General features: G+C 50.6%; 20 protein-coding genes and 2 tRNA genes. 6 read left to right on the top strand and 16 right to left on the bottom strand.

Annotated features, from left to right (window positions below; genetic code table 11):
- The first annotated feature begins 50 nt into the window (after positions 1–50).
- The gene (locus ACR9YC_RS04665) at positions 51–977 is read left to right on the top strand and encodes a carbon-nitrogen hydrolase family protein (RefSeq protein WP_438730523.1); all 927 of its coding nucleotides are present in this window, start codon (positions 51–53) and stop codon (positions 975–977) included.
- A gap of 14 nt (positions 978–991) precedes the next feature.
- Here the strand turns inward: ACR9YC_RS04665 and ACR9YC_RS04660 are convergent, their stop codons facing one another.
- The gene (locus ACR9YC_RS04660) at positions 992–2,335 is read right to left on the bottom strand and encodes an alpha/beta hydrolase family protein (protein ID WP_438730521.1); all 1,344 of its coding nucleotides are present in this window, start codon (positions 2,333–2,335) and stop codon (positions 992–994) included.
- A 173-nt stretch (positions 2,336–2,508) separates the two neighbouring features.
- Here ACR9YC_RS04660 and ACR9YC_RS04655 point away from each other — a divergent pair, with 173 nt between their 5' ends.
- Positions 2,509–3,828 carry an ACS family MFS transporter gene (locus tag ACR9YC_RS04655; RefSeq protein WP_438730518.1) on the top strand — a complete coding sequence of 440 codons (1,320 nt, stop codon included), beginning with the start codon at positions 2,509–2,511 and terminating at the stop codon, positions 3,826–3,828.
- 13 nt (positions 3,829–3,841) lie between these two features.
- Here ACR9YC_RS04655 and ACR9YC_RS04650 read toward each other — a convergent pair whose 3' ends face one another.
- From ACR9YC_RS04650 to cpdR, 7 genes are all read right to left on the bottom strand, one after another.
- Positions 3,842–5,272 (bottom strand): hypothetical protein, encoded by a 1,431-nt coding sequence (locus tag ACR9YC_RS04650; RefSeq protein WP_438730515.1) that lies wholly within the window; start codon positions 5,270–5,272, stop codon positions 3,842–3,844.
- 66 nt (positions 5,273–5,338) lie between these two features.
- Entirely contained in the window at positions 5,339–6,235 is an 897-nt protein-coding gene (locus ACR9YC_RS04645) for a Rieske 2Fe-2S domain-containing protein (RefSeq protein WP_438730512.1), read from the bottom strand.
- 2 nt (positions 6,236–6,237) lie between these two features.
- The gene (locus tag ACR9YC_RS04640; protein WP_438730509.1) at positions 6,238–7,215 is read right to left on the bottom strand and encodes an NAD(P)H-dependent flavin oxidoreductase; all 978 of its coding nucleotides are present in this window, start codon (positions 7,213–7,215) and stop codon (positions 6,238–6,240) included.
- A 20-nt stretch (positions 7,216–7,235) separates the two neighbouring features.
- Positions 7,236–8,162 (bottom strand): NAD(P)H-dependent flavin oxidoreductase, encoded by a 927-nt coding sequence (locus tag ACR9YC_RS04635; protein WP_438730507.1) that lies wholly within the window; start codon positions 8,160–8,162, stop codon positions 7,236–7,238.
- A gap of 21 nt (positions 8,163–8,183) precedes the next feature.
- Positions 8,184–8,975: a thioesterase family protein gene (locus tag ACR9YC_RS04630; RefSeq protein WP_438730504.1), complete on the bottom strand. Its 792-nt coding sequence runs from the start codon at positions 8,973–8,975 to the stop codon at positions 8,184–8,186.
- 190 nt (positions 8,976–9,165) lie between these two features.
- Positions 9,166–9,240, bottom strand: a tRNA-Val gene (locus ACR9YC_RS04625).
- A 98-nt stretch (positions 9,241–9,338) separates the two neighbouring features.
- Complete coding sequence (gene cpdR / locus ACR9YC_RS04620; RefSeq protein ID WP_438730501.1) at positions 9,339–9,713, bottom strand: cell cycle two-component system response regulator CpdR; 375 nt, start codon at positions 9,711–9,713, stop codon at positions 9,339–9,341.
- Positions 9,714–9,979: 266 nt separating this feature from the next.
- On the opposite strand from cpdR, the gene ACR9YC_RS04615 reads away from it, so the two are divergent.
- Both ACR9YC_RS04615 and ACR9YC_RS04610 read left to right on the top strand, forming a co-directional pair.
- Complete coding sequence (locus ACR9YC_RS04615; RefSeq protein WP_438730498.1) at positions 9,980–10,909, top strand: N-formylglutamate amidohydrolase; 930 nt, start codon at positions 9,980–9,982, stop codon at positions 10,907–10,909.
- Between the two features lie 197 nt (positions 10,910–11,106).
- On the top strand, positions 11,107–11,589 hold the full coding sequence (locus ACR9YC_RS04610; RefSeq protein ID WP_438730495.1) for a hypothetical protein: 483 nt from the start codon (positions 11,107–11,109) through the stop codon (positions 11,587–11,589).
- Positions 11,590–11,655: 66 nt separating this feature from the next.
- Here ACR9YC_RS04610 and ACR9YC_RS04605 read toward each other — a convergent pair whose 3' ends face one another.
- Together ACR9YC_RS04605 and ACR9YC_RS04600 are read right to left on the bottom strand one after the other, a co-directional pair.
- On the bottom strand, positions 11,656–12,438 hold the full coding sequence (locus ACR9YC_RS04605) for a SapC family protein (RefSeq protein ID WP_438730492.1): 783 nt from the start codon (positions 12,436–12,438) through the stop codon (positions 11,656–11,658).
- Positions 12,439–12,503: 65 nt separating this feature from the next.
- Complete coding sequence (locus tag ACR9YC_RS04600; protein ID WP_438730489.1) at positions 12,504–13,952, bottom strand: FAD-binding oxidoreductase; 1,449 nt, start codon at positions 13,950–13,952, stop codon at positions 12,504–12,506.
- Positions 13,953–14,186: 234 nt separating this feature from the next.
- Between ACR9YC_RS04600 and ACR9YC_RS04595 the strand changes: the two genes are divergently transcribed.
- The gene (locus tag ACR9YC_RS04595) at positions 14,187–14,735 is read left to right on the top strand and encodes a hypothetical protein (RefSeq protein ID WP_438730486.1); all 549 of its coding nucleotides are present in this window, start codon (positions 14,187–14,189) and stop codon (positions 14,733–14,735) included.
- A 136-nt stretch (positions 14,736–14,871) separates the two neighbouring features.
- Positions 14,872–16,227 carry a DEAD/DEAH box helicase gene (locus tag ACR9YC_RS04590; RefSeq protein ID WP_438730484.1) on the top strand — a complete coding sequence of 452 codons (1,356 nt, stop codon included), beginning with the start codon at positions 14,872–14,874 and terminating at the stop codon, positions 16,225–16,227.
- A gap of 90 nt (positions 16,228–16,317) precedes the next feature.
- Here the strand turns inward: ACR9YC_RS04590 and ACR9YC_RS04585 are convergent, their stop codons facing one another.
- From ACR9YC_RS04585 to ACR9YC_RS04560, 6 genes are all read right to left on the bottom strand, one after another.
- Positions 16,318–18,480 (bottom strand): TonB-dependent receptor, encoded by a 2,163-nt coding sequence (locus ACR9YC_RS04585; protein WP_438730481.1) that lies wholly within the window; start codon positions 18,478–18,480, stop codon positions 16,318–16,320.
- Positions 18,481–18,657: 177 nt separating this feature from the next.
- Positions 18,658–19,404 carry an enoyl-CoA hydratase/isomerase family protein gene (locus ACR9YC_RS04580; protein ID WP_438730478.1) on the bottom strand — a complete coding sequence of 249 codons (747 nt, stop codon included), beginning with the start codon at positions 19,402–19,404 and terminating at the stop codon, positions 18,658–18,660.
- On the bottom strand, positions 19,401–19,886 hold the full coding sequence (locus ACR9YC_RS04575; protein ID WP_438730475.1) for an acyl-CoA thioesterase: 486 nt from the start codon (positions 19,884–19,886) through the stop codon (positions 19,401–19,403). The genes ACR9YC_RS04580 and ACR9YC_RS04575 overlap by 4 nt, the downstream gene beginning before the upstream one ends.
- Positions 19,870–21,042, bottom strand: a complete 1,173-nt coding sequence (locus ACR9YC_RS04570; RefSeq protein ID WP_438730473.1) for an iron-containing alcohol dehydrogenase — start codon at positions 21,040–21,042, stop codon at positions 19,870–19,872. The genes ACR9YC_RS04575 and ACR9YC_RS04570 overlap by 17 nt, the downstream gene beginning before the upstream one ends.
- 164 nt (positions 21,043–21,206) lie before the next feature.
- Complete coding sequence (locus tag ACR9YC_RS04565) at positions 21,207–22,349, bottom strand: serine hydrolase domain-containing protein (RefSeq protein ID WP_438730470.1); 1,143 nt, start codon at positions 22,347–22,349, stop codon at positions 21,207–21,209.
- A 187-nt stretch (positions 22,350–22,536) separates the two neighbouring features.
- Positions 22,537–22,622, bottom strand: a tRNA-Tyr gene (locus ACR9YC_RS04560).
- Between the last annotated feature and the right edge of the window lie 109 nt (positions 22,623–22,731).

Genomic DNA, 22,731 nt, shown 5'->3' with positions numbered 1-22,731 from the left:
AGATTGCCGCGGCGCTTCGCACCTCGCAATGACGAAGGAGTTTTATTAACATGCTTACAAACACCCGCACTGTATCCGTTGTTCAAATTGGTAGCGACCCATTTGATTCCGATGCAGCTATCGCCAAATTTGGCGAATGGTTGGCCAAAGCAAAGGCGCAGGGCAGTGAATTGGCTGTCTTTCCGGAAGCCTTTATCGGCGGCTATCCCAAGGGTGTGGATTTTGGCGTGCGGGTTGGCTCGCGCGATGATGCCGGGCGCGAATTGTTCCGGCTCTATGCCGATAATGCCGTCACACTGGACGACGCACGGTTTGAAAAGATTCGTGACGCCGTCGCCGCCAATGGCGTGGCCTGTGTTACGGGCGTGATCGAAAAACGTGGTGGTACGCTTTATTGCTCAACCTTCAGCTTTGAAAAAGATGGCAGTCTGTTGGGGGTACACCGCAAGCTGATGCCCACAGCAATGGAGCGGCTGATTTGGGGCATGGGCGATGGCAATGATCTGCCCATTATGGACAGTAAAGCCGGCCGATTGGTCAGCGCTATCTGCTGGGAAAATTATATGCCGCTGATGCGCAGCCATTATTATGCGCACAATCCAGACTTTTATTGCGTCTCCACCGTTGATGATCGCCCCGTATGGGCGCCCAGCATGCAGATGATTGCACTGGAAAGCCGCAGCTTTGTTTTGTCCGCCTGCCAATATATGACACGCGGGGATATTTCGCTGGAGGCTGACCAATATGATGCTATTCAGGGCAATGCATCAGAGACTGTGTTAATCTCTGGCGGTTCCTGCATCATTTCACCCATGGGCGAAATACTCGCTGGCCCGATCTTTGGTGAAGAGACATTGCTCAGCGCAACAATCGACCTGAATGACCGCACACGCGGCCAGTTTGATATGGACAATGCCGGCCATTACACACGGCCTGATGTGTTTGACTTTGCAGTGAGAAAACCAACAAAAAGCTAAAGGTACGTCTGTACCTATTCGCCTGTTGATTTGCGCTCCAAATCAATCCCCACTGCCCATCGCCGCTGAAAACCGCGCCAATGGTCTTTTTCCTCTGGCCCTGCAAAACGACCATTAAGCTGTTCCCCAAAGCCAATTTCCCATGCCGATGCGTTGGAATCCGGCACTGGCACGTCCAGATACTCTGCTTTTTCTGCTTCACCTTTGACATGCAGATCAAGAAAGGCCGTGACAAAATGCTGGTTGATCATATTCAACCGCTCCTGCCGCCAAACCGGTTCTTTCAGATATTCCGCCGCACGAAAGGCAGGCGTGTCGCTAACGTCAAAATCATTGCCGACAATATTATGCCGCGCCTCTCTATATGTCAGCAAATGGCGATCCGCCCCGCCCATATTATCAAACAGCCAGCGTACGCCTTCCTGATAATTCACAACATCATCCTGATTGCCCGCAACCAGCATCACCGGCATGTTGATCTTCGCCAAGCTGTCTGCTGACCAGACCCGGTTATCCGGCTGTCCGCCCCATGGGGCAAAGGCAATCATCGCCTTTAGCGGCAATGGCTTTGCGGTAAGCGCGGTCAATTTTTCCTGTTGCGCTGCCGGCAGGTTAGACATGCTCTGGCCATCATAAACATAGGACGCCCCTGCACTGGCCAATGCGCCAAAACCGCCCATGGAATAACCAATTAACGCAACTTTTTGCGGGTCGATGCTGTTACCAAGACGTGTCTCTCTATTTTCCGCACGCGCCATGAGCGCATCATAGACCTGCCGCTGGTCATGGCTGCGATCGGCGAGCACATTGCCAAATGACAGATAGAAACTTGTAATGCCATTTACTGGCGCATCGCCATGGCTGATAGAGGCAACAATATATCCGCGTGACGCCAGATGCTCCGCCAAATTGCTGTAATGCGCGTTCCAGCCGCCATAGCCATGCGACATGATGACCAAGGGAAAACGTGCATCTGCCAGTGGCTCAGCGCCCTCTATTGCAATGCCTTGTGTCGATACCGGCACATCTTCTTCACCTGGATATTCAATATTATGGCGATATTGCGCTGGTTCCCCGCTGGTGCCTGTTGCTGAGGGATACCAGAAGCGGATATCAACACTGCGCTCAACCGGACTAAGCGAGCCGGAAATCGCGCCCCAAGCCGTAATCTCTGTACGATCGGGCAGAGGCAAGGTCTCGCTATATGTTCCGATGCTATAATCACCCGTGCGGCCCAGTTCCGGTGCTTCACCATCATTGCCTTTGTGAATGGTCGGGCTGGCCAGATAGGCCGCGCTCGCGCCGCCAGCCAGCAGCAAAATTCCGGCAATTGCTGCCATTGTGCGTTTTTTCATCATTATATTCCGTTTATATGTCCGTTTATATGTCTGTGCGCTTCTGGCGCTTCTTTGCCAGCCTTGCCGCAAAATTGCCAGTCCCGCACCGCCATCTGCGGACGCAATAGCATTACCACTTGTCTTGTGCGGTATATTGCCGTTTAGTTTATGCCGCAGTCTCTCGGGGGAATGATATGACGCAATCAGAATTGGGCGCTGGCTTTGGCAAAGCAAAGTCTTGGCAGAAACGGCACATTCTCGTGGCCTTTTGCTTCATGGCCACATTCATCTGTTATATTGACCGGGTCAATATCTCGGTCGCCATCATTCCCATGGCAGAGGAATTTGGCTGGTCCGCCACCACCAAGGGCAATGTCCTTGCCTCATTCTTTGTCGGCTATTTGCTGGCGATGATCCCCACCGGATGGCTTGCGAACAAATATGGCGGCAAAAAATTGCTCGGCATTGCGTTGATCGGCTGGTCGGTCTTTACCTTCTTAACACCCATTGCAGCGGGCGTATCGCTTTCGGCATTATTGCTAACCCGCGTGCTGATGGGCGTTGGCGAAGCGGCCAGCTTTCCCGGCGTTTATAATTTGCTGGGCCGCTGGATACCCAAGCAGGAAAAATCACGCGCCGCCGCCATCAACCTGACCGGCATACCTTTGGGTACGGTTTTCGCGCTATCCACCACGGGCTGGCTGGTCGCATCCTATGGCTGGCAAAGTGTATTTTATGTCTTTGGCGCAGCGGGCGTGCTGTTCGCAATTGTGTGGCTAAAGGTTGTGCATGCGCGGCCATCTGTGCACCCGCATATTTCGGATGAAGAACGCGCTTTTCTGGCGCATTTGGAAAATAGCGAAGCTGAAGACAAAGCGCCTGTGCCGTGGAATATCTTTTTGCGGCATCCTGCGGTCTGGGCCTTGTTCGTCAATCATTTCTGCTCAAACTGGACACTTTACCTCTTCCTTGCATGGCTGCCGAGCTATTTCCGTGATGTGCAGGGGCTGTCCATCGCTGGCTCAGGCCTGTTCGCCATTGGGCCATGGATCTGCCAATTTATTGCGGGCAATGCCTCAGCGATTATCGCTGATAAATGGATCGCCAGCGGCACCAGTGTAACCTTTGTGCGCAAATTTATGCAATGTTGCGGCCTTATCGGCGGGTCGGCATTGTTGATCGCTGCCTCGCAAGCAACCACACCTAATATGGCGTTGTTCATGCTATGCGCAGCCTTTGCCATCAGCTCTATGGCCTGGGCCGGCTTTGCCTGCAACCATCTGGATATCGCCCCCAAACATGCTGATGTGCTTTTCTCCATCAGCAATATTGGCGGCACTTTGCCCGGCATTATCGGCGTCGCACTCACTGGCTTTCTGGTCGATGTAACAGGCGGCTACACCGCCACTTTCATATTGGCCGCTGGCATCAGCGTCTTCGGCGCCCTTTTCTGGCTCATCTTCGCAACCGGCGAACCGATTTTGGAAAGCGATAGACAGGCAGCACAGGCCTAGCGATTATTTGCATTTACCCGCCAAAGGGAGCCGATGGTTTATTTGGGCTGCAAGACGTGTCGAGTGCATAATCATACATGCGTGTGCGGTGGTAACCCGGTGCGACTTTCAAATATTTTATCATACCGCTAAGCACCTCTTTGTCGCTCATTTTACCAATATGCTGTTGCAAAGTCTCGCTGCCATCGCAATTTGGGCATGGGTAATTGTCATCAAAGGTGAAGCTCTCATTCCAAGCATAAGAATATGTTTTTGAAGACAGGTCCAATAGGCCAGAGGCATAGCGCGTTGATGCACCGGTCCATTCATAATCTGCGCCAAAACGCACCAATCGCAAGGTTGGGTTGCTGCCATGATCGGTGGTCACGGCGGGTATAGACATATCCAATGCGACAAAATTACCGTCGCAATCACGGATACGGCGGATACCATTTAAATGCGTATGAGCGCTGGCCAGCCCCGTAATGATATCGGCATAATCGCCAACGAGCTTCAGAAAACTCTTCTGAACCCACTCGCCATTATCCAATGTTAAATCGTCGCGCCATTCTGTTGTGTAGCTATAGCCATGTATTCCACCAAAACCGTCTGTCCCTGGCGGCACATGCATGGCCAAAATCACTTTATCGGCGATAACATTACCTTTGCTGTCTTTACGCGCGGTCTGCGCATCTTTTAACTGGGCCGCCAACCATTGCATTTGTAAACTGGCATTAGATTGCTGAGTGGCATCATCCATAGTCGGGCACCAACTCTCATAATGCTCTGTAAACATAACTGTATTGAGCGCGATAACCCTTAACTGCGGTTCCTTCGTGCCCGCTGCGGGTTTGCCCATGGGGTAGATAGAGTAATAGCCATATTTTAGACCGCTATCATCAATAATGTCGTCCTTACCGGCAAAGGCAGGCCATTTTTCTGCCTGATCCGCAGGCAAAGCATCATATGGTTTTTTGCCGCCATAGGTGAAGGTGCAATAGTCATTGCCATAGCTGTCATTATTGCCCGGCAGATAAATAAGCCGCTTGCCACTATGTTCTGCGATAGCGGCAAGGCCATTATAAACCTCTACAAATTCGGTTTTACGATTTGACAGCGTTTCACTGTGCGCAGGCAAATCACCAGTATATAATATGAACCCAACCGACGGGTCACTGGCCATTGTCTTGGCCTCAGCAATAGTAGAATCCCATAATGTCTTGCTGGTTTCGCAATCCAATTCAGTAAAACATGTATCATTTGCATTTACACCAAAATGAACATCTGACAGCGCCAGAAACTGTGAAGGTGCAGCCGCGCCAGCAGCGGTGCCGGAAACGATACCCAATGGCGCCCCTATAGTTTTGGCATCTGTTTTTATTTCTTCAGGCGTGTCCGGCGTGCAGGCCGCCAGACCCATGATGGCCAAGCTGCATAGCAATGGCGCAATGACAATATGTCGCATAATTTTCTCCCTCATTTAGGAGAATATCATGATGAGCAGATATTTTACAGACCTTTACCGGAAAATTTAACGGCCAGATATCAGCTGTAATTCATTGCCTTTAACCTCCACCCGCCAATATTGGCGCAACCCGCCGCATTTGCCGTCTAGGTTTTTGCCGCTTTCCACGTCAAAACGATAGCCATGCCATGGGCAGGTCAACACGCCATCCTTAAGGCAATCGCCTTCAAGCGGCCCCAGCATATGGGGGCAGACTGCGTCATGGACTGTCCAATGGCCGTCAACATGTCGCAATACCACTGCGCCATTGGGTGTTTCCAAATGATACGCCTTATCAGTCGCAAAATCAGATAGCGGCCCCAAGCATATCTTGGTCAATTCATCCTTATGTGCGGATCGTTTCTTGCGCGCATCCAGTGCCGCCTGACGCCCCTGCATCAATGCCGCATCTTCATCATAAAGCGTGGCATATTGGCTTTGCATATAGCTTAGCACCATCGCCGCCATTTCGTCATTGGGTGGCGCTTCAGGCAGGTAAAAGCCAACATCAACCTTGATATGCTGGTCATCATGCTGGCTGGCCTGAGTGTGAATTTCCATCCCCTCACCCATGCCGTAAAAGACGGTCGATACCCAATAATGCCGTTCATTATCGGCTATCAGATCAAGAAGTTGCGTTCCGCCGCCTTTATCCTGCGGCAAATGCAGGCGAGCGCGCCAGCCCCATGGGCCTTGGTCCAGACAATCAATGCCTGCAAAGCTGGATGCATGGACAAAGGGCAGATGCTCCCAATCATGGGCATTTTCCATCATACGGGTCAAGTTGGCAGGGATAATCCGCTCATAATTGCCCAGATAATGCATGGCATCGCGCGCAGCATAATCGACATGATTAGACCGCGCAGCACAGAGTGCACGCTCCTGATCGCTCATCATCATGCCCTGTTGCGCTTGATTGGCCATGTTCAGCCAGCCTGAAACCCGGCCAGCCGCTTATTGATGATCGCTTCCGCTTCAGCCATGATATTGTCAATCAGCTCCTGACATGTCGGGATATCGTTGATCAGTCCGGCAACCATGCCGCATGACCATGCGCCTGCATCCATGGTGCCTTCCATCATGATTTTAGGATAGACCCCGGCGACCTGTTCAATCACATCAGTGAATTGCAGATCATCGCCTTTTTCTTTCTCAATCTCCAACAAGCGTTCAACCGCCGCATTGTTCATCACCCGCTCTGTATTGCGCAGCGGGCGCATAACAAGCCGCGTGTCCAGCTCAGAGGCAGCAACGATTGCATCTTTCACATTCTGGTGCACGGGTGCCTCTTTGGTGGCAATGAAACGTGTGCCCATATTCATGCCGTCTGCACCCATGGCCAAAGATGCCACAAGGCTGCGTCCATCGGCCTGTCCGCCAGAGGAAACAAAGGGAATATCCAGTTCATCCGCGGCACGGGGCAGCAATATCATATTGGGAATATCATCTTCACCCGGATGGCCACCACATTCAAAACCGTCAACAGACACAGCATCACAGCCAATGCTCTGCGCCTTTAATGCGTGCCGCACGCTGGTGCATTTGTGGATGACCTTAATACCCGCCTCATGCAAAGCGGGCAGCACCTGCACCGGGTTATTGCCTGCTGTCTCAACAACTTTCACCCCGCCTTCAATGATCGCTTTGACCATGCCGGCATAATCAGGTGTATTGACGACGGGCAAAAAGGTCAGGTTCACACCAAAAGGCTTATCGGTCATATCCTTACAGCGAGCGATTTCATTCGCCAGATCTGCTGCCGATTTCTGTGTCAGGCCGGTGATAATACCCAGCCCACCAGCATTGGACACTGCTGCCGCCATCTCCGCGAAGCCGACATAATGCATGCCGCCCTGAATGATCGGGTGCTGAATACCGAATAGCTCTGTTATGCGTGTTTTCATGCGCTTATCCTCTCTTGTTATTATAGCTTGTGGATCGCGTCTGCGACCTTGTGAAATTCGTCCATAATCTCATCGACAATCTGTTTAACGGGTTTGACACTGTCAATACGCCCTGCAACCTGACCAGAAAGGGCAATCGCCGCCTCCATATCCCCGCCAAAATACAGGTCGAGCGCATTAGCCATCTCGCCAAAAATATTGTCGCTTGGTTGGGTTTCCAATTTTGTTGTTCGCTCGGTTTTCAACGCACGCAGCGCCGGGCCATTGCCATGGCGATTCAGGAAAACTGTATCCGTCTCTTTCGCATCAATAATGGACTGCTTCCAATTGTCATGCACTGGCGATTCAGCGGCGCTCACCATGCGTGTGCCCATCTGCACGCCCTCTGCCCCCAAAGCAAAAGCCGCGGCCATGGTGCGCCCGCAAGTGATGCCGCCCGCCGCGATAATCGGTACATCAACCTTTTCACGGATCAACGGCAGGAGCACCATCAGCGCAACCTCATCTTTATTCTTAAAGCCGCCGCCTTCGCCGCCTTCAACCACCAGACCATCAACCCCGGCATTAATAGCCTTGATCGCGCCTGCCAGATTGGGGACCACATGAAAAACTGTCAGCCCAGCCTCTTTCAATGGCCCGCAATAGCGATTGGGATCGCCTGCCGAAGTGGTGGCGAATTTGATGCCCTGGTCGACAATAAAATCAACAATGCTGGGGTCGCGCACAAAAGCCTGCGCAATGTTAACGCCAAAAGGCTTAGCCGTCAGTTCACGCATTTTGCGGATTTCATCACGGATATTGTCAAGCTCTCCCGAAGATGTCTCGATGATGCCCAAACCACCGGCATTGGACATAGCGCTGGCCAGATTGCTGCGCGCTATCCAACCCATTGGCGCTTGCACTATAGGATATTCAACGCCCAGCATTTCGGTAATGCGTGTTTTCATTTTGCGCCCTCTCTTTTTGCTTTAGACAAACAGCGCCACCGACTGCATGCCTGTCATAACAGGCTCTAAATCGGCATTGCGTACAGTCATATATTGGCTGCTGGCGCCATTGTCCGCATGATGGGTTTCGGAGGTGAGCAGCCACCAGCCATCCCGCGTAACCGGCTTATCGCTCAGCATATTGACTTGCCAGTTCATCGAACTGACCGGCCCTGACTTGGTCATCAATCCCATGGCTGATGGTGGCAGGCCATCACCGATGCACAATAGCTCAGTCATCACATCACGCCCCGGCGCCAATGGGCCATCATCACGCAGCCTATGCCACGCCTCCAGCTTTGTGGTGTTGCCATTCAAATCAATTCGCTTATCGGGATAATCCAGATGATAGGTAAAAAATTCCGGCGGTCCATGGCGCACATCTTCATCTGCCGGAATAGGCGGCATATCGGCCGCGTCAACATCCAGACCGTGATGCACAATGCTGCTATCACGCGGGTTCATAAAGATGAAAGTGCAGATCATGCCGACACCATCGCCATAGGTGACACGCGCAGTCACAAAGGCCGTATTCTTGCCGCGCCGAACTTGCTCAACCACTATGTCACATTCACCGGCAATGGGGCCAACAAAAGCAATTTGCGCAGAGCGTAGCGGGGGAATATCGGGAAAGCTCTGCCGTGCAACATGATGGGCCAATGCCGCGGATAACCCGCCATAGGTGGTTCGGCCCTGCATCCATGTTGATGGGATTTCTATTTGCGCTTTGCCACCGGCAATAACGGCATTTTTTAGAAGTTCAGATAGTTGCATAGCCCGACTTAAGCCGAAATTTACGGCTAATGCTACGGCTTTTTGCCTATGGCAAGGCAAGCTCTAGCCTGCCGTAGCGTCAGCTAAGGGCGCTATGACCAACCATTTGCCAAAGCAGAAGGCCCATCATGAAAAACCGCGCCAACGCTCGCCAATGCTTATCTTAAAATCGTGAAGGTGAAGGAAATGATGGTGGGCGTAGGAAGAGTTGAACTTCCGACCCCTGCGATGTCAACACAGTGCTCTACCACTGAGCTATACGCCCACAGATCATTTTCTGTCACTTAATGACAGGCTGCGTCCATTAGCTAGGCTGTTGCTGATTGGCAAGCGTATTTTGCCTTTGATGGGGCGTTAATTCTCTTAAAGACCACAGGGATCGGCATTCTCCAGAACGCGATCAACCTCCAGCACCAGATCTTTAAGATGAAAGGGTTTTGACAAGATACGCGCATTGGGCGCCGCTTGCCCAGCCTTAAGAGTGACCGCAGCAAAACCTGTAATGAACATGACTTTGGTTTTTGGTGCAACTTTGGCGCAATGCTGTGCGAGCTCAATGCCATCCATTTCTGGCATCACGATATCTGTGAGCAGCAGATCGAATTCATCCTGTTCCAGCAATGGTGCAGCAACAGTGCCACGATCAACATCGGTGACAGAATATCCTGCCTTTTCCAATGCACGCTTCAAATAGGTGCGCATTGCTTCTTCATCTTCTGCCAGCAATATTCGATTCATTCTTGCACCACACCCATTTTATAACGTCTGATCGTTGTTCAGCTCATTGACTGAATGCTGCTATAATAGACAGACGTTAAAAAACTCCAGCCTGTTTACCAATTAACCTTGGTTTTTGCTGATTAATCGCTTTGTCATTGCCCAGCCTTTGATGGTGCAGCCTTAGCTCCGTCTCCGGTTCTTTGCATGCTTGCTCTTTACATCTTAAGCGCGTCCCGCCATTGATTAACCTCCAATTCGCCAGACGTGGAGCCGGGCTAGCCGTAATGACGTACAATAATGCTCCCGCGCATTTCGTTGATGATAAGGCATATTGGGTTCGCCGGAATGGCGATGATGATGCGCTTATATCACCGGTCATTTTGTCTGTCCCGCACGCCGGGCGTGACTACCCGCAATATATATTAAACAATGCGCGGTTGCCGCAAAATGCTCTGCAAAAGCTGGAAGATCGCTATGCTGATCAACTGGTCAGCAAATCTGTCGAAGCTGGCTATTGCGCGATTATTGCTCGCGCGCCGAGAGCATGGATTGATCTGAACCGCGACCCGGCAGATATAGATTTAAGCAATCTTACAGCTTTACCTAGAGACATGCGCAAACAGATTTTGGCGCAACAACAAGAGCTGCCTTATGCGATGAAGGCCAATGCCGGTTTAGGCCTTATTCCAAGCCGCTTGGCCGGATATGGTGATATCTGGCGGACGCAATGGCATTGGGACGATGTAAAGGCCCGCATCGTCAATACACATGCAATATATCACGACGCACTGTCTGACAGACTGACGCAGCGTCGCAATATTCATGGTTGCTCTGTTCTGTTGGATGTTCACTCCATGCCAAGCCTTCCGCGCGGCAGAACGAACGCGCAGCCCTCTGCACAAATTGTATTCGGCAATCGCCATGGTGCCAGCGCAGACCAATCCCTTATGGACATATTGGCGCATACGGCGCGTTCTTATGGTTTGGTTGTTGAGCAAAACACTCCCTATGCGGGCGGTTATGTGCTTAGTCGCCATGCCGATAGCCGTCGGAATATTCAGGCGGTACAAATTGAATTTGATCGCGCACTTTATCTTGATAATTGTGGCGAACCCGCCAGCACCATCGGACAAATGCAGTCATTGCTATGCGATATGGCCAATGCTGCGCATGATTACGCCTCTTCGTGCCTCAAAGTTCAGGCGGCTGAATAGTTTCTTCTTGTTAGAGATAGCATTCTAAAATCATCGCAAAAGAACGGCTTTACGCTTCCTCTGCTTCAGAAACCCGTGCCTTATTGTCCGCCATTTTGGGCTCGCACGGTTATTTCACCGCTATATATGCATCTATCTTTCTTGCTATTGCAAATGATTATCATTATTGTATAATCATGGAAAGAAGGAAATACGCTATGTCACCTCATGATCGAACGCACTGCTCATCTGATCGGATGAAATTGGATAATGACCTGAAAGATAATCCGCGCCGTATCGAATATTATAGCGGGAAAGCACGGCTATCAGCGTTTACGCCGGAAGAAGTTTCCGCACTGCTGGCGTTTCGCTTCGGGGTGATTTCTGGCCAAAAGGGGTTAGACGTAACGCAAATCCTCACCTGTCGCCTTGGCTCGTTAAAAGCAGCGACGCACATGCACAGGTTAATGACAAGCCTGGCCAATATATGGGAAGGTCCATTCATGGTCGCGCCGCCTTGCAGCCGAACAGTCACATTGGACGAAGCCATTATGTGCAAGATGCTGCGCTGCGCGATGGCAGATAATCGCACACAGTTTGAAAATGTTATCGGCCCATTGCTGGCCACCAAATCAATACCAGCGACATGGCGCCTTTTCCGCAATGTTGCGGACAGCCTGCTGGACCGCCACAACGCATAAGCGCCACAGAAAAACGGGCCGCAACCATAGTGGCAGCGACCCGTTCTTTTGGCTTTGAAAAATCTATTAGGCGGTTGGTGCGTTGGTAACTTGCGGTACCTTGCCATCTGCAACCTGTTGGCTGAAGACTTCACGCATCACTTGCAATGAGAAAAGGTGCGCATGGATCAATGGTAAAAGACCATTTTGGTTCATCTTACGCAATTCGTCACCACGCAGTTCACGCAATTTTTCTTCATTTATCATTTTGAAACCACGATAAACAAATGGCTTATCATTTCCTATTTGCTGAATGGACACTTCACCATCCATCAACAAGTCCAGTTTCTGAATTTCGTCAACAAATCCTGCGGTGCGCGCACCTGCTTGTTCAAAATGCTCACAAAAAGCCAGGATCTGCTTGGTTGACTCGCTTGCCGTGCCGTCTTCATTGAACAGTGGCTCGCCATCTTCAAATTCGCCAATGGCTTCAACTTCAGGGTCAAAGCATAGGGACAATTCTTCTGATTCGGGGCGCAATTTTGCGAGCAGGAAAGGATAACGACGGATGTAAGCAGGGATATAAACCTGATTCTTCATCTTGCCTTCATCATCCAAATAGACATTTACGCCTTCGTTCAGACCCATAAGAGCCAGTGGAACAGGCCGCTCACCCGCTGAGAAAATGATTGGATAATGGCGCTGTGCAGCGGGGAATTCCTCTGCGGTCAATGGAACAGCATGTTGCTTTTTCAAAAAGTCCGCTCTGTCGATAAGGCGGGCTTTCCAAGTTGCATGTTCTTTGCTGTTTAAAGGAACAAGGTTATTATAAAAAAGCGGCAAATTTGTAGGTTGCGGCGCACTAGCCATTATCATTCTCCGAAAAGCATCAAATTGTGCCAGCCATTACGCAGTCTTGTGCAATGGTGCAAGCGCTATAAGTTACTAATAAGTTTGCCTGGGTTCATTATATTCGCCGGATCCAGACCTTGTTTGATCCCCTTAAGTGCGAATATACGCGCCGGACTGTCTAATTCATGGAGTATATCGCGCTTCATCTGACCTATTCCATGCTCAGCAGAAATTGACCCGCCCCACGCCATAACTTGCCGATAAACCCAATCACTAATCGCTTTGCTGTCTTCAGCATACCATTTTTCGGATATGCTGCCTTGGGGAGCAATAACATGAAAATGCACATTTCCATCCCCCAAATGACCAAAGGCAATGGCGCGTGTGCCTGCAAATTGCTGCTCAACCTGCGGAATGACCGTGCTGATAAAATCCGGCATATCTTGAACAGGAACGCTAATATCGTGCTGAACAGCAGGCCCAGCAGCACGTTCTGCCTCTGATATGGAATCGCGCAATTTCCAAAAGGCTTCAGTCTGCGCTTCACTTGCCGAAATCACAGCATTTTGCACCAAGTCTTTTTTTAATGCCTGCTCCATAATAGCCTCAGCCAATGTTGCCGGTGAATGCTGTGCCGGGTCATCCTGCACAAGTTCAATAAGGCAATACCAGTCATGGCGTGATGATAAGGGAGCTTTGGTGGCCGGTATATGCTTCAGCACAGCATCAAGACAGGTTTGCGGGATAACCTCAAAACCTTCCACCGCTGCACTGCACATTTCTTGGCAATGCAGCAACAATTTGCGGGCCTGTTGAATAGTGTCCAATCCGGCCCAGATGACCGTGCGATCAATCAGCTGTGGAACCAGACGCAGACGCGCCGCGGTGACGATGCCAATAGTACCTTCCGACCCAACCAAAAGCTGATTAAGATCAAAACCGCGATTATCCTTTTTCAGTGCTTTTAGCCCGTCAAAAACTTCACCATTGGGTAATACAGCCTCAACACCTGCAACCAATGCCCGCATATTGCCATGGCGCAGCACCTGCGTACCGCCAGCATTGGTGGCGACCAATCCGCCTATTGTTGCGGAGCCTTTTCCGCCCAATGTCAGCGGAAAACGCAAATCCTTTTCGGCCACTGCTTCATGCAGGTTTTGGAGCACCACACCCGCATCAGCAACCACAGTGCGCCCGTCTATATCTATATCGCGAATAGCCGTCATCTTGCGCAATGAAAGAATGATCGAACGACCGCTTTCATCGGGTGTTGCACCACCTACCATGCCGCTATTGCCACCTTGAGGGACCAAAGCAACATTGTAATGGCGCGCCCAATGCACCGCATGCTGGACCTCTTTGACATTGCGCGGTGACACCGAGGCCATAGCATTACCAGTATAGCGCCCACGCCAATCTGTCAGCCAAGGCTGTATATCACTTTGATCAATCGTTACATGCGGCGCGTGTGCGCCTTGTGAGAGCGCGTATAAAGACGCCATATCTGCGTCATACTGTGAGGATATGCCCATGATGTTTCTCCTCGCCCAGAAAGCCACTCTATACGCGGCGTTGAAAGCTATTTTAAAAACTCTTGTGCTGGCCGCACGGCAGATGGGTTAGCGTCCACCATTTATATATGATCGTTCCAGCCATTATGGAATGCGCGATATAGGGTAAATTTTCCCGTAGCTGAACTATAATTCATTTCATGTTCAATTCTTTGGCGTAAAGCCGTTGCGGGTAAAGGAGTTTGATTCTCAAAAATGTCATATTCTGCTGCATTCTTGTTCTGGTTAGGCGCGGGTTTTGGCCCAGCTGCACCGGCTGTGGCGCCCGAAGATTCTGTCACGCCTGAGCCTGTCTCTGAAGAAAGCGCGCAAGAGCATCAGCCCTGGCAACAATGGATCAACGCTTTTCGTCGGCAGAATATTCAAAGACAGGTTAGAATTGAACGCCGGATTACAATCCGTATTCCACGCACCAATAGCAATCGCCTGCCTTTAAGCGCAATCAATCAGAACCAGCTCACCAAAGATTGGAAAGAAAAGAAAATTGGCAAATGCCTTCCTATGAAGGACATTGCCGGCGTGCAAATATCCGGCAGCAATAAATTGCTGCTATACACTCGAGATCGACGGATTATAAGCGCTCAGCTGGAAAAAGTCTGCCGCTCCCGGGATTTTTACTCTGGCTTTTATCTGGAGCAAAGTGCGGACGGTAAATTATGCATTGATCGCGATATCCTGCAGGCTCGCTCAGGCGCGCGTTGTGAGTTGGAGCGGATTCGCCAATTGGTGCCGCAAGACGATTGACAAAACAGTACTGCCAGAGTGCATGACATATCAGAACAATTGACTTTTTCCGTTTTCCAACGCAAAGCCTGCATCACTAATAATGCGATAAATCGCTTGTGGCGCATAGTGGGTCATTGTTTTTCCGGATAATCATATGAATTTTGCCGATCTCGGCCTTTCCGACGAATTGTTAAAAGCCGTAACAGACTCCGGCTATACAGAGCCTACGCCTATTCAGGCGCAGGCTATCCCGTCCGTTCTTATGATGCGCGATATTATCGGCATTGCGCAAACTGGCACTGGCAAAACCGCCTCATTCGTGCTGCCAATGATTGATATATTGGCGCATGGCCGGGCAAGAGCAAGAATGCCGCGCTCACTGATCCTAGAGCCAACACGGGAATTGGCCGCTCAGGTCGCCGAGAATTTTGAGAATTACGGGAAGTATCACAAGCTGGAAATGGCCTTACTGATCGGCGGTGTTTCCATGGGAGATCAGGTCAAGGCGCTTGAAAAAGGCGTCGATGTGCTCATCGCAACGCCTGGCCGCTTGATGGACCTTTTTGACCGTGGCAATATTCTGCTCAATGGCTGTGAATTGCTGGTCATTGATGAAGCAGACCGTATGCTTGATATGGGTTTCATCCCGGATATTGAAAAGATTTGCGACAAATTGCCGACAACGCGGCAAACCATGTTGTTTTCGGCCACAATGCCGCCGCCGATCAAAAAACTGTCAGACAAATTCTTGTCCAATCCCAAAAATATTGAGGTTGCACGCCCGGCTACAGCGAACACCTCTATTGCGCAAACCAAGGTTGCCGTTGCCCCCCGCCGTAAGCGTGAATTGCTACGCAACCTGCTGGACGCTGATGATATGGGTACAGCCATCATCTTCTGTAACCGCAAAACCACGGTAAGAGAGTTGAACAAAAGCCTGAAGCGCCACGGCTTTGATTCCGGCGAGATTCATGGCGATATGGCACAGGAAGAACGCCTGAAAGAACTCGACAGATTTAAAGACGAGACCATAAATATTCTGGTCGCATCAGATGTTGCTGCGCGCGGCCTTGATATAAAAGGTGTCAGCCACGTGTTCAATTTTGACGCACCATGGCATCCTGATGATTATGTCCATCGTATCGGGCGAACAGGGCGTGCTGGAGCAACTGGCAAGGCTTTTACATTTTACACCGATGACGATGCCGAGCATATCGCCAATATCGAAAAACTCACTGGCATGTCGATTCCTGAGCTGGAAAATCCGCTCGCTGGCGCTGCTCAGTCAAAAAGTGACGATAGTGATAAGCGATCTGCCAAAAAGCCTAATGCAAGGAAGAAGCCTTCTTCGGCGAATAAGGCGGATAAGGCTTCTGCGCCCAAGAAAGAAGCCAAACACGTCCGTGAGAAACGGCCCAATCAGAACCAAGGTTCAGATCAGGCGGATGGCCCTGATGATGGCTGGAATGGCCCAATGCCGGGTTTCCTATCAGTGACTATCAAGCCATAAAAAACTGGCCCCGATACATATCAGGGCCAGTTCTTCATATCTATTGTCCAAAATGCGTTCGCCCAGCATTGCCGAGTGAACAACATGGATTTAGAAGCTCAATTTGGCGGATACGCGGAAGTCACGGCCGGCCAATGGCGCAAAATCTTTAGTGAAACTGGCCGCGCGGCGACCTACAACATCAAAAATGTTATTGGCAGAGGCCAGCAATGTGACATTCCCATCACGGCCCAGCGGCTTCCAGGAAACTTGTGCGTTCACAAATGTGAAGCCATCTGTTTCTGTTTCAAACGCTGCATTGCGGTTTTGATCATCAAACCACTCCACCTCTACACGAGCGTTGATATCGGCGCTTTGTGCTTCCAGACCGCCCAATATGCGCAGCGGCGGAATACGTGGAACCGGACCCGTTGTATCCAGCGATGCCCGAACAAAATCGGCCACGCCATCAGCAACAATATTGAACTTGCCAGCACGTGCCAACAATACCGAACCCTCAATCTCGACACCGTAAAATTCGGCATCGTCCTGAATGAACTGGAATACTGGCAATTCATCTTCTTCTTCGCCTGTCGGCACATCAATAATGAAATCGTCAATATCATTATAATAACCGGTAACGGCAAATTGCCAATTTGGGCGATCAATGCGCAGATAAATCTCTGCGCCATTGCTGGTTTCGGTGCCAAATGTCGGATCGCCTATTTCAAAAGCGGCTGTCGCAATATGTGGACCGTTGGAAAACAGTTCTTCCGCTACAGGTGCACGTTCAGAGCGGTTAAAGTTAATTCCGATTTTTGCGCCGTCTGTGACGGTATAGCCAAAGCCAAGTGCAGCGGAGAAGCTGGTGAAATCACGGTCAATGCCAATAACATTGGATGAGACATCAACAGAATCAAAGCGCAATGCACCTTCAATATCAACCTTGCCGAATGTCAGTTCTTGCAGTGTGAAAATGCCAAATTGGCTGGTTTCATTTGGCGGGACAAACGCTTCAGCGCCAATCGCAGCGAAGTCGCGAAAACCATATTGCACGCCGCTTGCACCGCGCCAGCTGCCATTGCCGACAGACTGTTCGCGCTGAACCAACTCGCCGCGTGCTTCAATACCCTGATTGTCGAAGACGGTGCCGACTTCGTCACCTTCAAATTCGATCTGCTGAAAGTCAGCATAAGAAGCGCGCAGACGCAATTTCTCGAAGAATCCGGGAAGCTCTACCTCACCGCGGAAATCAACTTTAAACTGCTCCAAGCCGATTGTGACTGGGCCTTCCTCTTCTTCGCCCTCTTCACCTTCCTCGCCTTCTTCTTCAGCATGTTCAGCGCCGGGCCGCTCTGGCACGCCGTAATTGCTGTCTAGATAGCTGAATGACACACCGAAGGAACCACCTTCACCAAACCAGCTAAGACCGCCACCAAAAGAGTATGTCTCAGTTGCTGTATTAGGAATTGTGCCTTGAAGATCGGCAAGCTCTTGCGCTTCAGCCGCTTCGTCAAGATTGCCTTCTTCGGTCTCTTCCGCGACAATTTCCAACTGCTCTGCACGCAATTCAGGTGATAGGACAAAACCGCCAACATCAAGATCATTGGTGTTGCGATAGCTGCCATCGATATGGAAAACGAGCTGTTTACTCAAAGGTACATCAAGGCTGGCCGAAACACTGCGTTCATCTGCCGCCGTGGCATAGCTGCCCAATATATCGAAATGGAAATCTTCTTCCGGAACCGAGCGCGGAATACGCTTATCAATTGCATTAACTGCACCGCCAAGAGCATTGCCACCGAAAAGAAGGACGGCCGGCCCGCGGATCACCTCGATACGATCCAACAATAGTGGCTCTACCGTAACAGCATGATCGGCAGATGTTGTAGACACGTCAACGGTACCAAGACCATCATTCAAAACCAATATCCGTGGCCCTTGAAAACCGCGCAGAACCGGACGCGATGCGCCTGGCGTAAAGCTGGTTGCTGATACGCCGGGCAATTTGGTCAGGATTTCACCGATTTGCGGTTCTATTTCCTGCGTCAATGTATCGCCAGAGATGGAGGACGTGCCCGCCAATATGTTCAAATCCAGCGAAAAAGGCGCGGTAACGACAATGCCTGTCTCTTCATGGAAATCATCATCATTTACCGGCTTATCAATAGCAGTGTCATCGCCATCAGCTGTTGACTGCTGCGCGGCTGCAGGACTGGCAATTGATGCGATAGCGAAAATGCAAGCGGAAGAGAGTAAAGCTTTGCGTACCATGATGGTCCTTTTCATGCGTAATGAGAATGAGTGATACAGGCGTAATCAAGCCGCCCACATATTATATTGATATAACATATCAAGAATTAATTCGACTTCATCGACAAAAGACATGCATAACAGGACGAACTGCCGCTTAGTGTTGCATTTTGGCTATATTATTTGGGTTTTATGCAGCTAAAAGCCCGCCAAGCGCTTCTCTGTATCATCAATATCTGGATAGCTGCGCGCAGCTTCTTCGGCGATAGCATCCTCAATATCATGGTTCGCTTCCGCCACACGGTACAGATCCTTGATGGCCGCGATAGCTGTTGTCGAGTTGCTTACAATCTGTCCGCAACGCTCTGCTATAAGCGCATCCAAAGCATCCTTATCTTCCACGGCCATATTGGCGAGCCCCATATCAACGGCCTCTGCTCCCAAAAAGGTGCGGGCTGTAAAAGAGAGTTCGCGCGCACGTCTGATGCCGATGGCGCGCGGCAAGTTCTGGGTCATGCCCCATGTCGGCCTGATGCCAAATTTAGCATGTGTGTCGCCAAACTTTGTGGCTTTGGTGGTGAAGATCATATCGCAATATAGGGCAATCTCCAAAGCGCCAGTGAAGCAAAAGCCGTGAACCTTAGCGATGACAGGAAATGGCGCCGCACGAATAGCCGCGCCCAATTCGGCGCTGGGCGCATCAAATATGGTGCCGATTTTCCCTGCAACGGGCGCCGTTCCCTGCAAAACCTTTAAGTCTACGCCAGCCGAGAATGCCCGCCCTGCCCCTTCGATCACTGCGACACGCACATTTTCGTCAGCAGACGCAATAACGTCACGCAGTATCTCCAGCATCTCTGGCTGAAATGCGTTCAGGGCATCGGGCCTGTTAAGCGTCAGTGTCAGCACATGGTCTTGCTGCGCTACCAGAACTTTATCACTCACGCGGGTTCTCCTCGATATAATTTGCTGAGCACGTCATACAGGTCTTTGGCCAAAGTTTCCGGCCTGCGGGTTTCCCGGTCGACATAGACATGGGTGAACTCGCCATGAGCAGCAGCTGAATCGCTGTCCCCTTCAAACAGGCCGACCCCATAGCGCACTGAGCTATTGCCAATATGCTCCACTCTAACCCCGGCTGTAATCGGATTGGGAAATGCCATGGGCGCATGATAGGCGCAGCGTGTCTCCACCACCAATCCTATAACCGCACCATTATGGATATCCAACACGCCATGATTGATCAGCAACTGATTAACAGCAGTATCAAAATAGAAATAGGATATGGCATTGTTGACATGCCCATAAATATCATTGTCGGTCCAGCGCGTGGTGATGGGCACAAATTCGGCATAGGCACTGCGTGTCGGGGGTAAGGCGCGTTTGGCTCTGGCCACTTTGCCCTTACTCTCAATAGGCGTGTTCATACAGCATCCTTGCATCGTCGCGGGTTACATCACGCGGATTGTTCACCAACAGCCGCGTCTGCAACATCGCATCATCAGCCAGCCGGTCAAGCGCCTCATACGGAATATCAATATCACGCAATCTTTGCGGCGCTGCGGAATCACGCGACAATGCAACCAGATAATCGATAAACTGTTCGGCCTTTTGCAGCACGCTCCCCTGACCTGCACCTTGCTCTGCAATGCCTAATGCGTCGGCAAGCTCAGCATATAATGGCGCGGCAACATCCAGATTAAAGCGCATGACATGCGGCATAACCAATGCGTTAGAAAGCCCGTGCGGCACATGGTAGATACCGCCTAGCGGATAGGCCAATGCATGAACCGCGCCGACTGGTGAATTGGCAAAAGCCTGCCCAGCGAGCATGGATCCGCGCAACATGGCCTCCCGCGCAACGATATCATTCTGTCCGTCATGACAGGCCTGCAATAAATTACCCGTTAACAGCTTTAATGCCGCAATTGCCAGCATGTCAGACATCGGATTTTTACGGATGCGCCCAGTATAAGCCTCTATGGCATGGACCATCGCATCAATACCGGTCGCCGCAGTCACAGAGGCTGGAAGCCCGCGGGTCAGTAACGGATCAAGCAAGGCTGCATCAGCATAAAGCGATGGGTCTACTATACCTGCTTTGGTTGTTTCACCAGTCGTTAAAATAGCGATAGACGTCACCTCAGATCCCGTTCCCGATGTTGTCGGGATCAACACGAGCGGCAAGCGCGGCGCTGTTACATTACCAACACCATATATTTCCGGCAATGGTTGCGGGTCAGGTCCGGCCAGCACGGCAACGACTTTGGCGCTGTCCATTGGGCTGCCTCCGCCCAGACCGATTATGCAATCCGCACCATGACGCTTCGCTTTGTCAGCAATATCTTGCACGATGCTCTCTGGCGGATCAGCAACCACTTCATCACAAATCAGTATATCAAGCCCTGCCGCTTTTAACGGCTCTGTCACTTGCGCGACCAAACCGCATTGCGCCACGCCTTTATCAGTAATAATCGCAAGGCGCTGTGCCGCCATATCATGTATCAGGTCGATCAGTTGCGCCGCAGCCCCCTCGCCAAAGATAAGTTTTGGCACGGTCTGAAAAGTAAATATCTCGCTCATAACAACCATGTGCCTGATCATGAAGGCCAGTGTCAAAAGATATGTGCGTCAGATCAGCAATGGTTGGGGTGAAGCACTAAAAGACGCATTCAGTTCCTTAGCGACATTCACGTTCGATTGAAGGTGATAGATAGCTTGCCTCAGAATAGGACTTTTGGAGTTTATCACTCACTGTAAACAGCCGCCTCAATTGCACCCAATACGGCGAGTGCTCCTTTGTTGCCAAAGGGCAAATATTGCATCAATACCAATCCAGCAATGTGATTGATCGGATCAATCCAATAATAGCAATTGGCTATCCCTGCCCAGCACAGACTGCCCGGCGCTCGACCATTGGGGCCGCTTTCGGGATTGATCAGGAAGCCCAACCCCCATTGCGTTTGCATGTCTGGAAATGCATCAAAATATTCCGCAAGCAACGGCACGCAACTGGCCATCTTACCGGCCCTTATCGAACCCACCTGATTGCTAGACATTGCAGCAACAGTGTCGGGACGTAATATACGTTGCCCACCCGCTAATCCTTTGTTCAATATCATCTGCATGAACAGCATATAATCATGTGCGGTAGAATAGAGACCACCGCCGCCTGATTGAAATTCGGCTGCTTCGCCACCGCCAATTTCTATGGGAAAAGGAACAAAATCATCACCAGCAAGAGAGAGCATTGATACTCTGCGATGCACCTTATCTGCTGGGACAGAAAACCCCGTGTCATGCATATCGAGTGGGTCAAAAATATGCTCCTGCATATAGTCACCAAGGCTTTGCCCGCTTGCAGACTCCACTGCACGCCCCACCCAATCAGTGCTCACACCGTATAACCAGTCTGTGCCTGGTTCAAACATAAGGGGAGACGTAATGCTCGCGATACTGGCCGGAACAACTTCGCCCTGCGCTTTGGCCATCTCGGGACTGGTAAAAACATAGCCTAAACCTGATGTGTGGGTGAGAAGATGCTTGAGTGTTATCACATTTTCTGCAGGTCTTGTTTGGGCATTTCTACTGTTATCAAAGTCAGTAAGAATTTCGGGCTGCGCAAGTTCAGGAAGAACTAGACCAATAGGATCATCCAGCGACAGAAAGCCGCGCTCAACCAATTGCATAGCCGCAACGGATGTGACCGCTTTGGTCATCGAAGCGATTTGGAAAATATTGTCCAATACCATTGGTTGATCGGTTGCGGGGTTAGAGAGTCCTGACATTGCAGAAGCAATTATCTTTTCACCATTCCCAACCAATGCGACAGCCCCCGGGATCGAATGTTGCTCACATGATTGGTCGAGAATATTTTGCAAATCTACCATATAAAACGAATGAGAGATATTCGGGTAGCTTGTCAATCAGCTAAATCGCGACTTTCGCGCACATTACAGAAAGCAAATGCAAGTCTGCAACCATCCAAAAATAGGCACAAAGTCTGAGAGACCAATGCATAGCGCCAGAGGATGGTTAATTGCCACTTCAATAAAATCTATGTATTTCAATGAGTAATGGTGGACAGGATAGGATTCGAACCTATGTACTCTAACGAGGGCAGATTTACAGTCTGCTGCCTTTAACCACTCGGCCACCTGTCCATCAGGGGCGATTCTTTTTATAGGAACCGCTTGGCAAGAGGCGGCTGAATGGCGAAAAGCACAGCGCGTGTCAATGGTGTCTTATCAATTGTAGGTTTCCATCTGCCAA

It is taken from the genome of Parasphingorhabdus sp. DH2-15 (assembly GCF_051668705.1).
Lineage (GTDB): Bacteria > Pseudomonadota > Alphaproteobacteria > Sphingomonadales > Sphingomonadaceae > Alterisphingorhabdus.
Note: the sequence above shows the minus strand (reverse complement) of the source record. Positions and strands in the feature narration are given on the sequence as shown.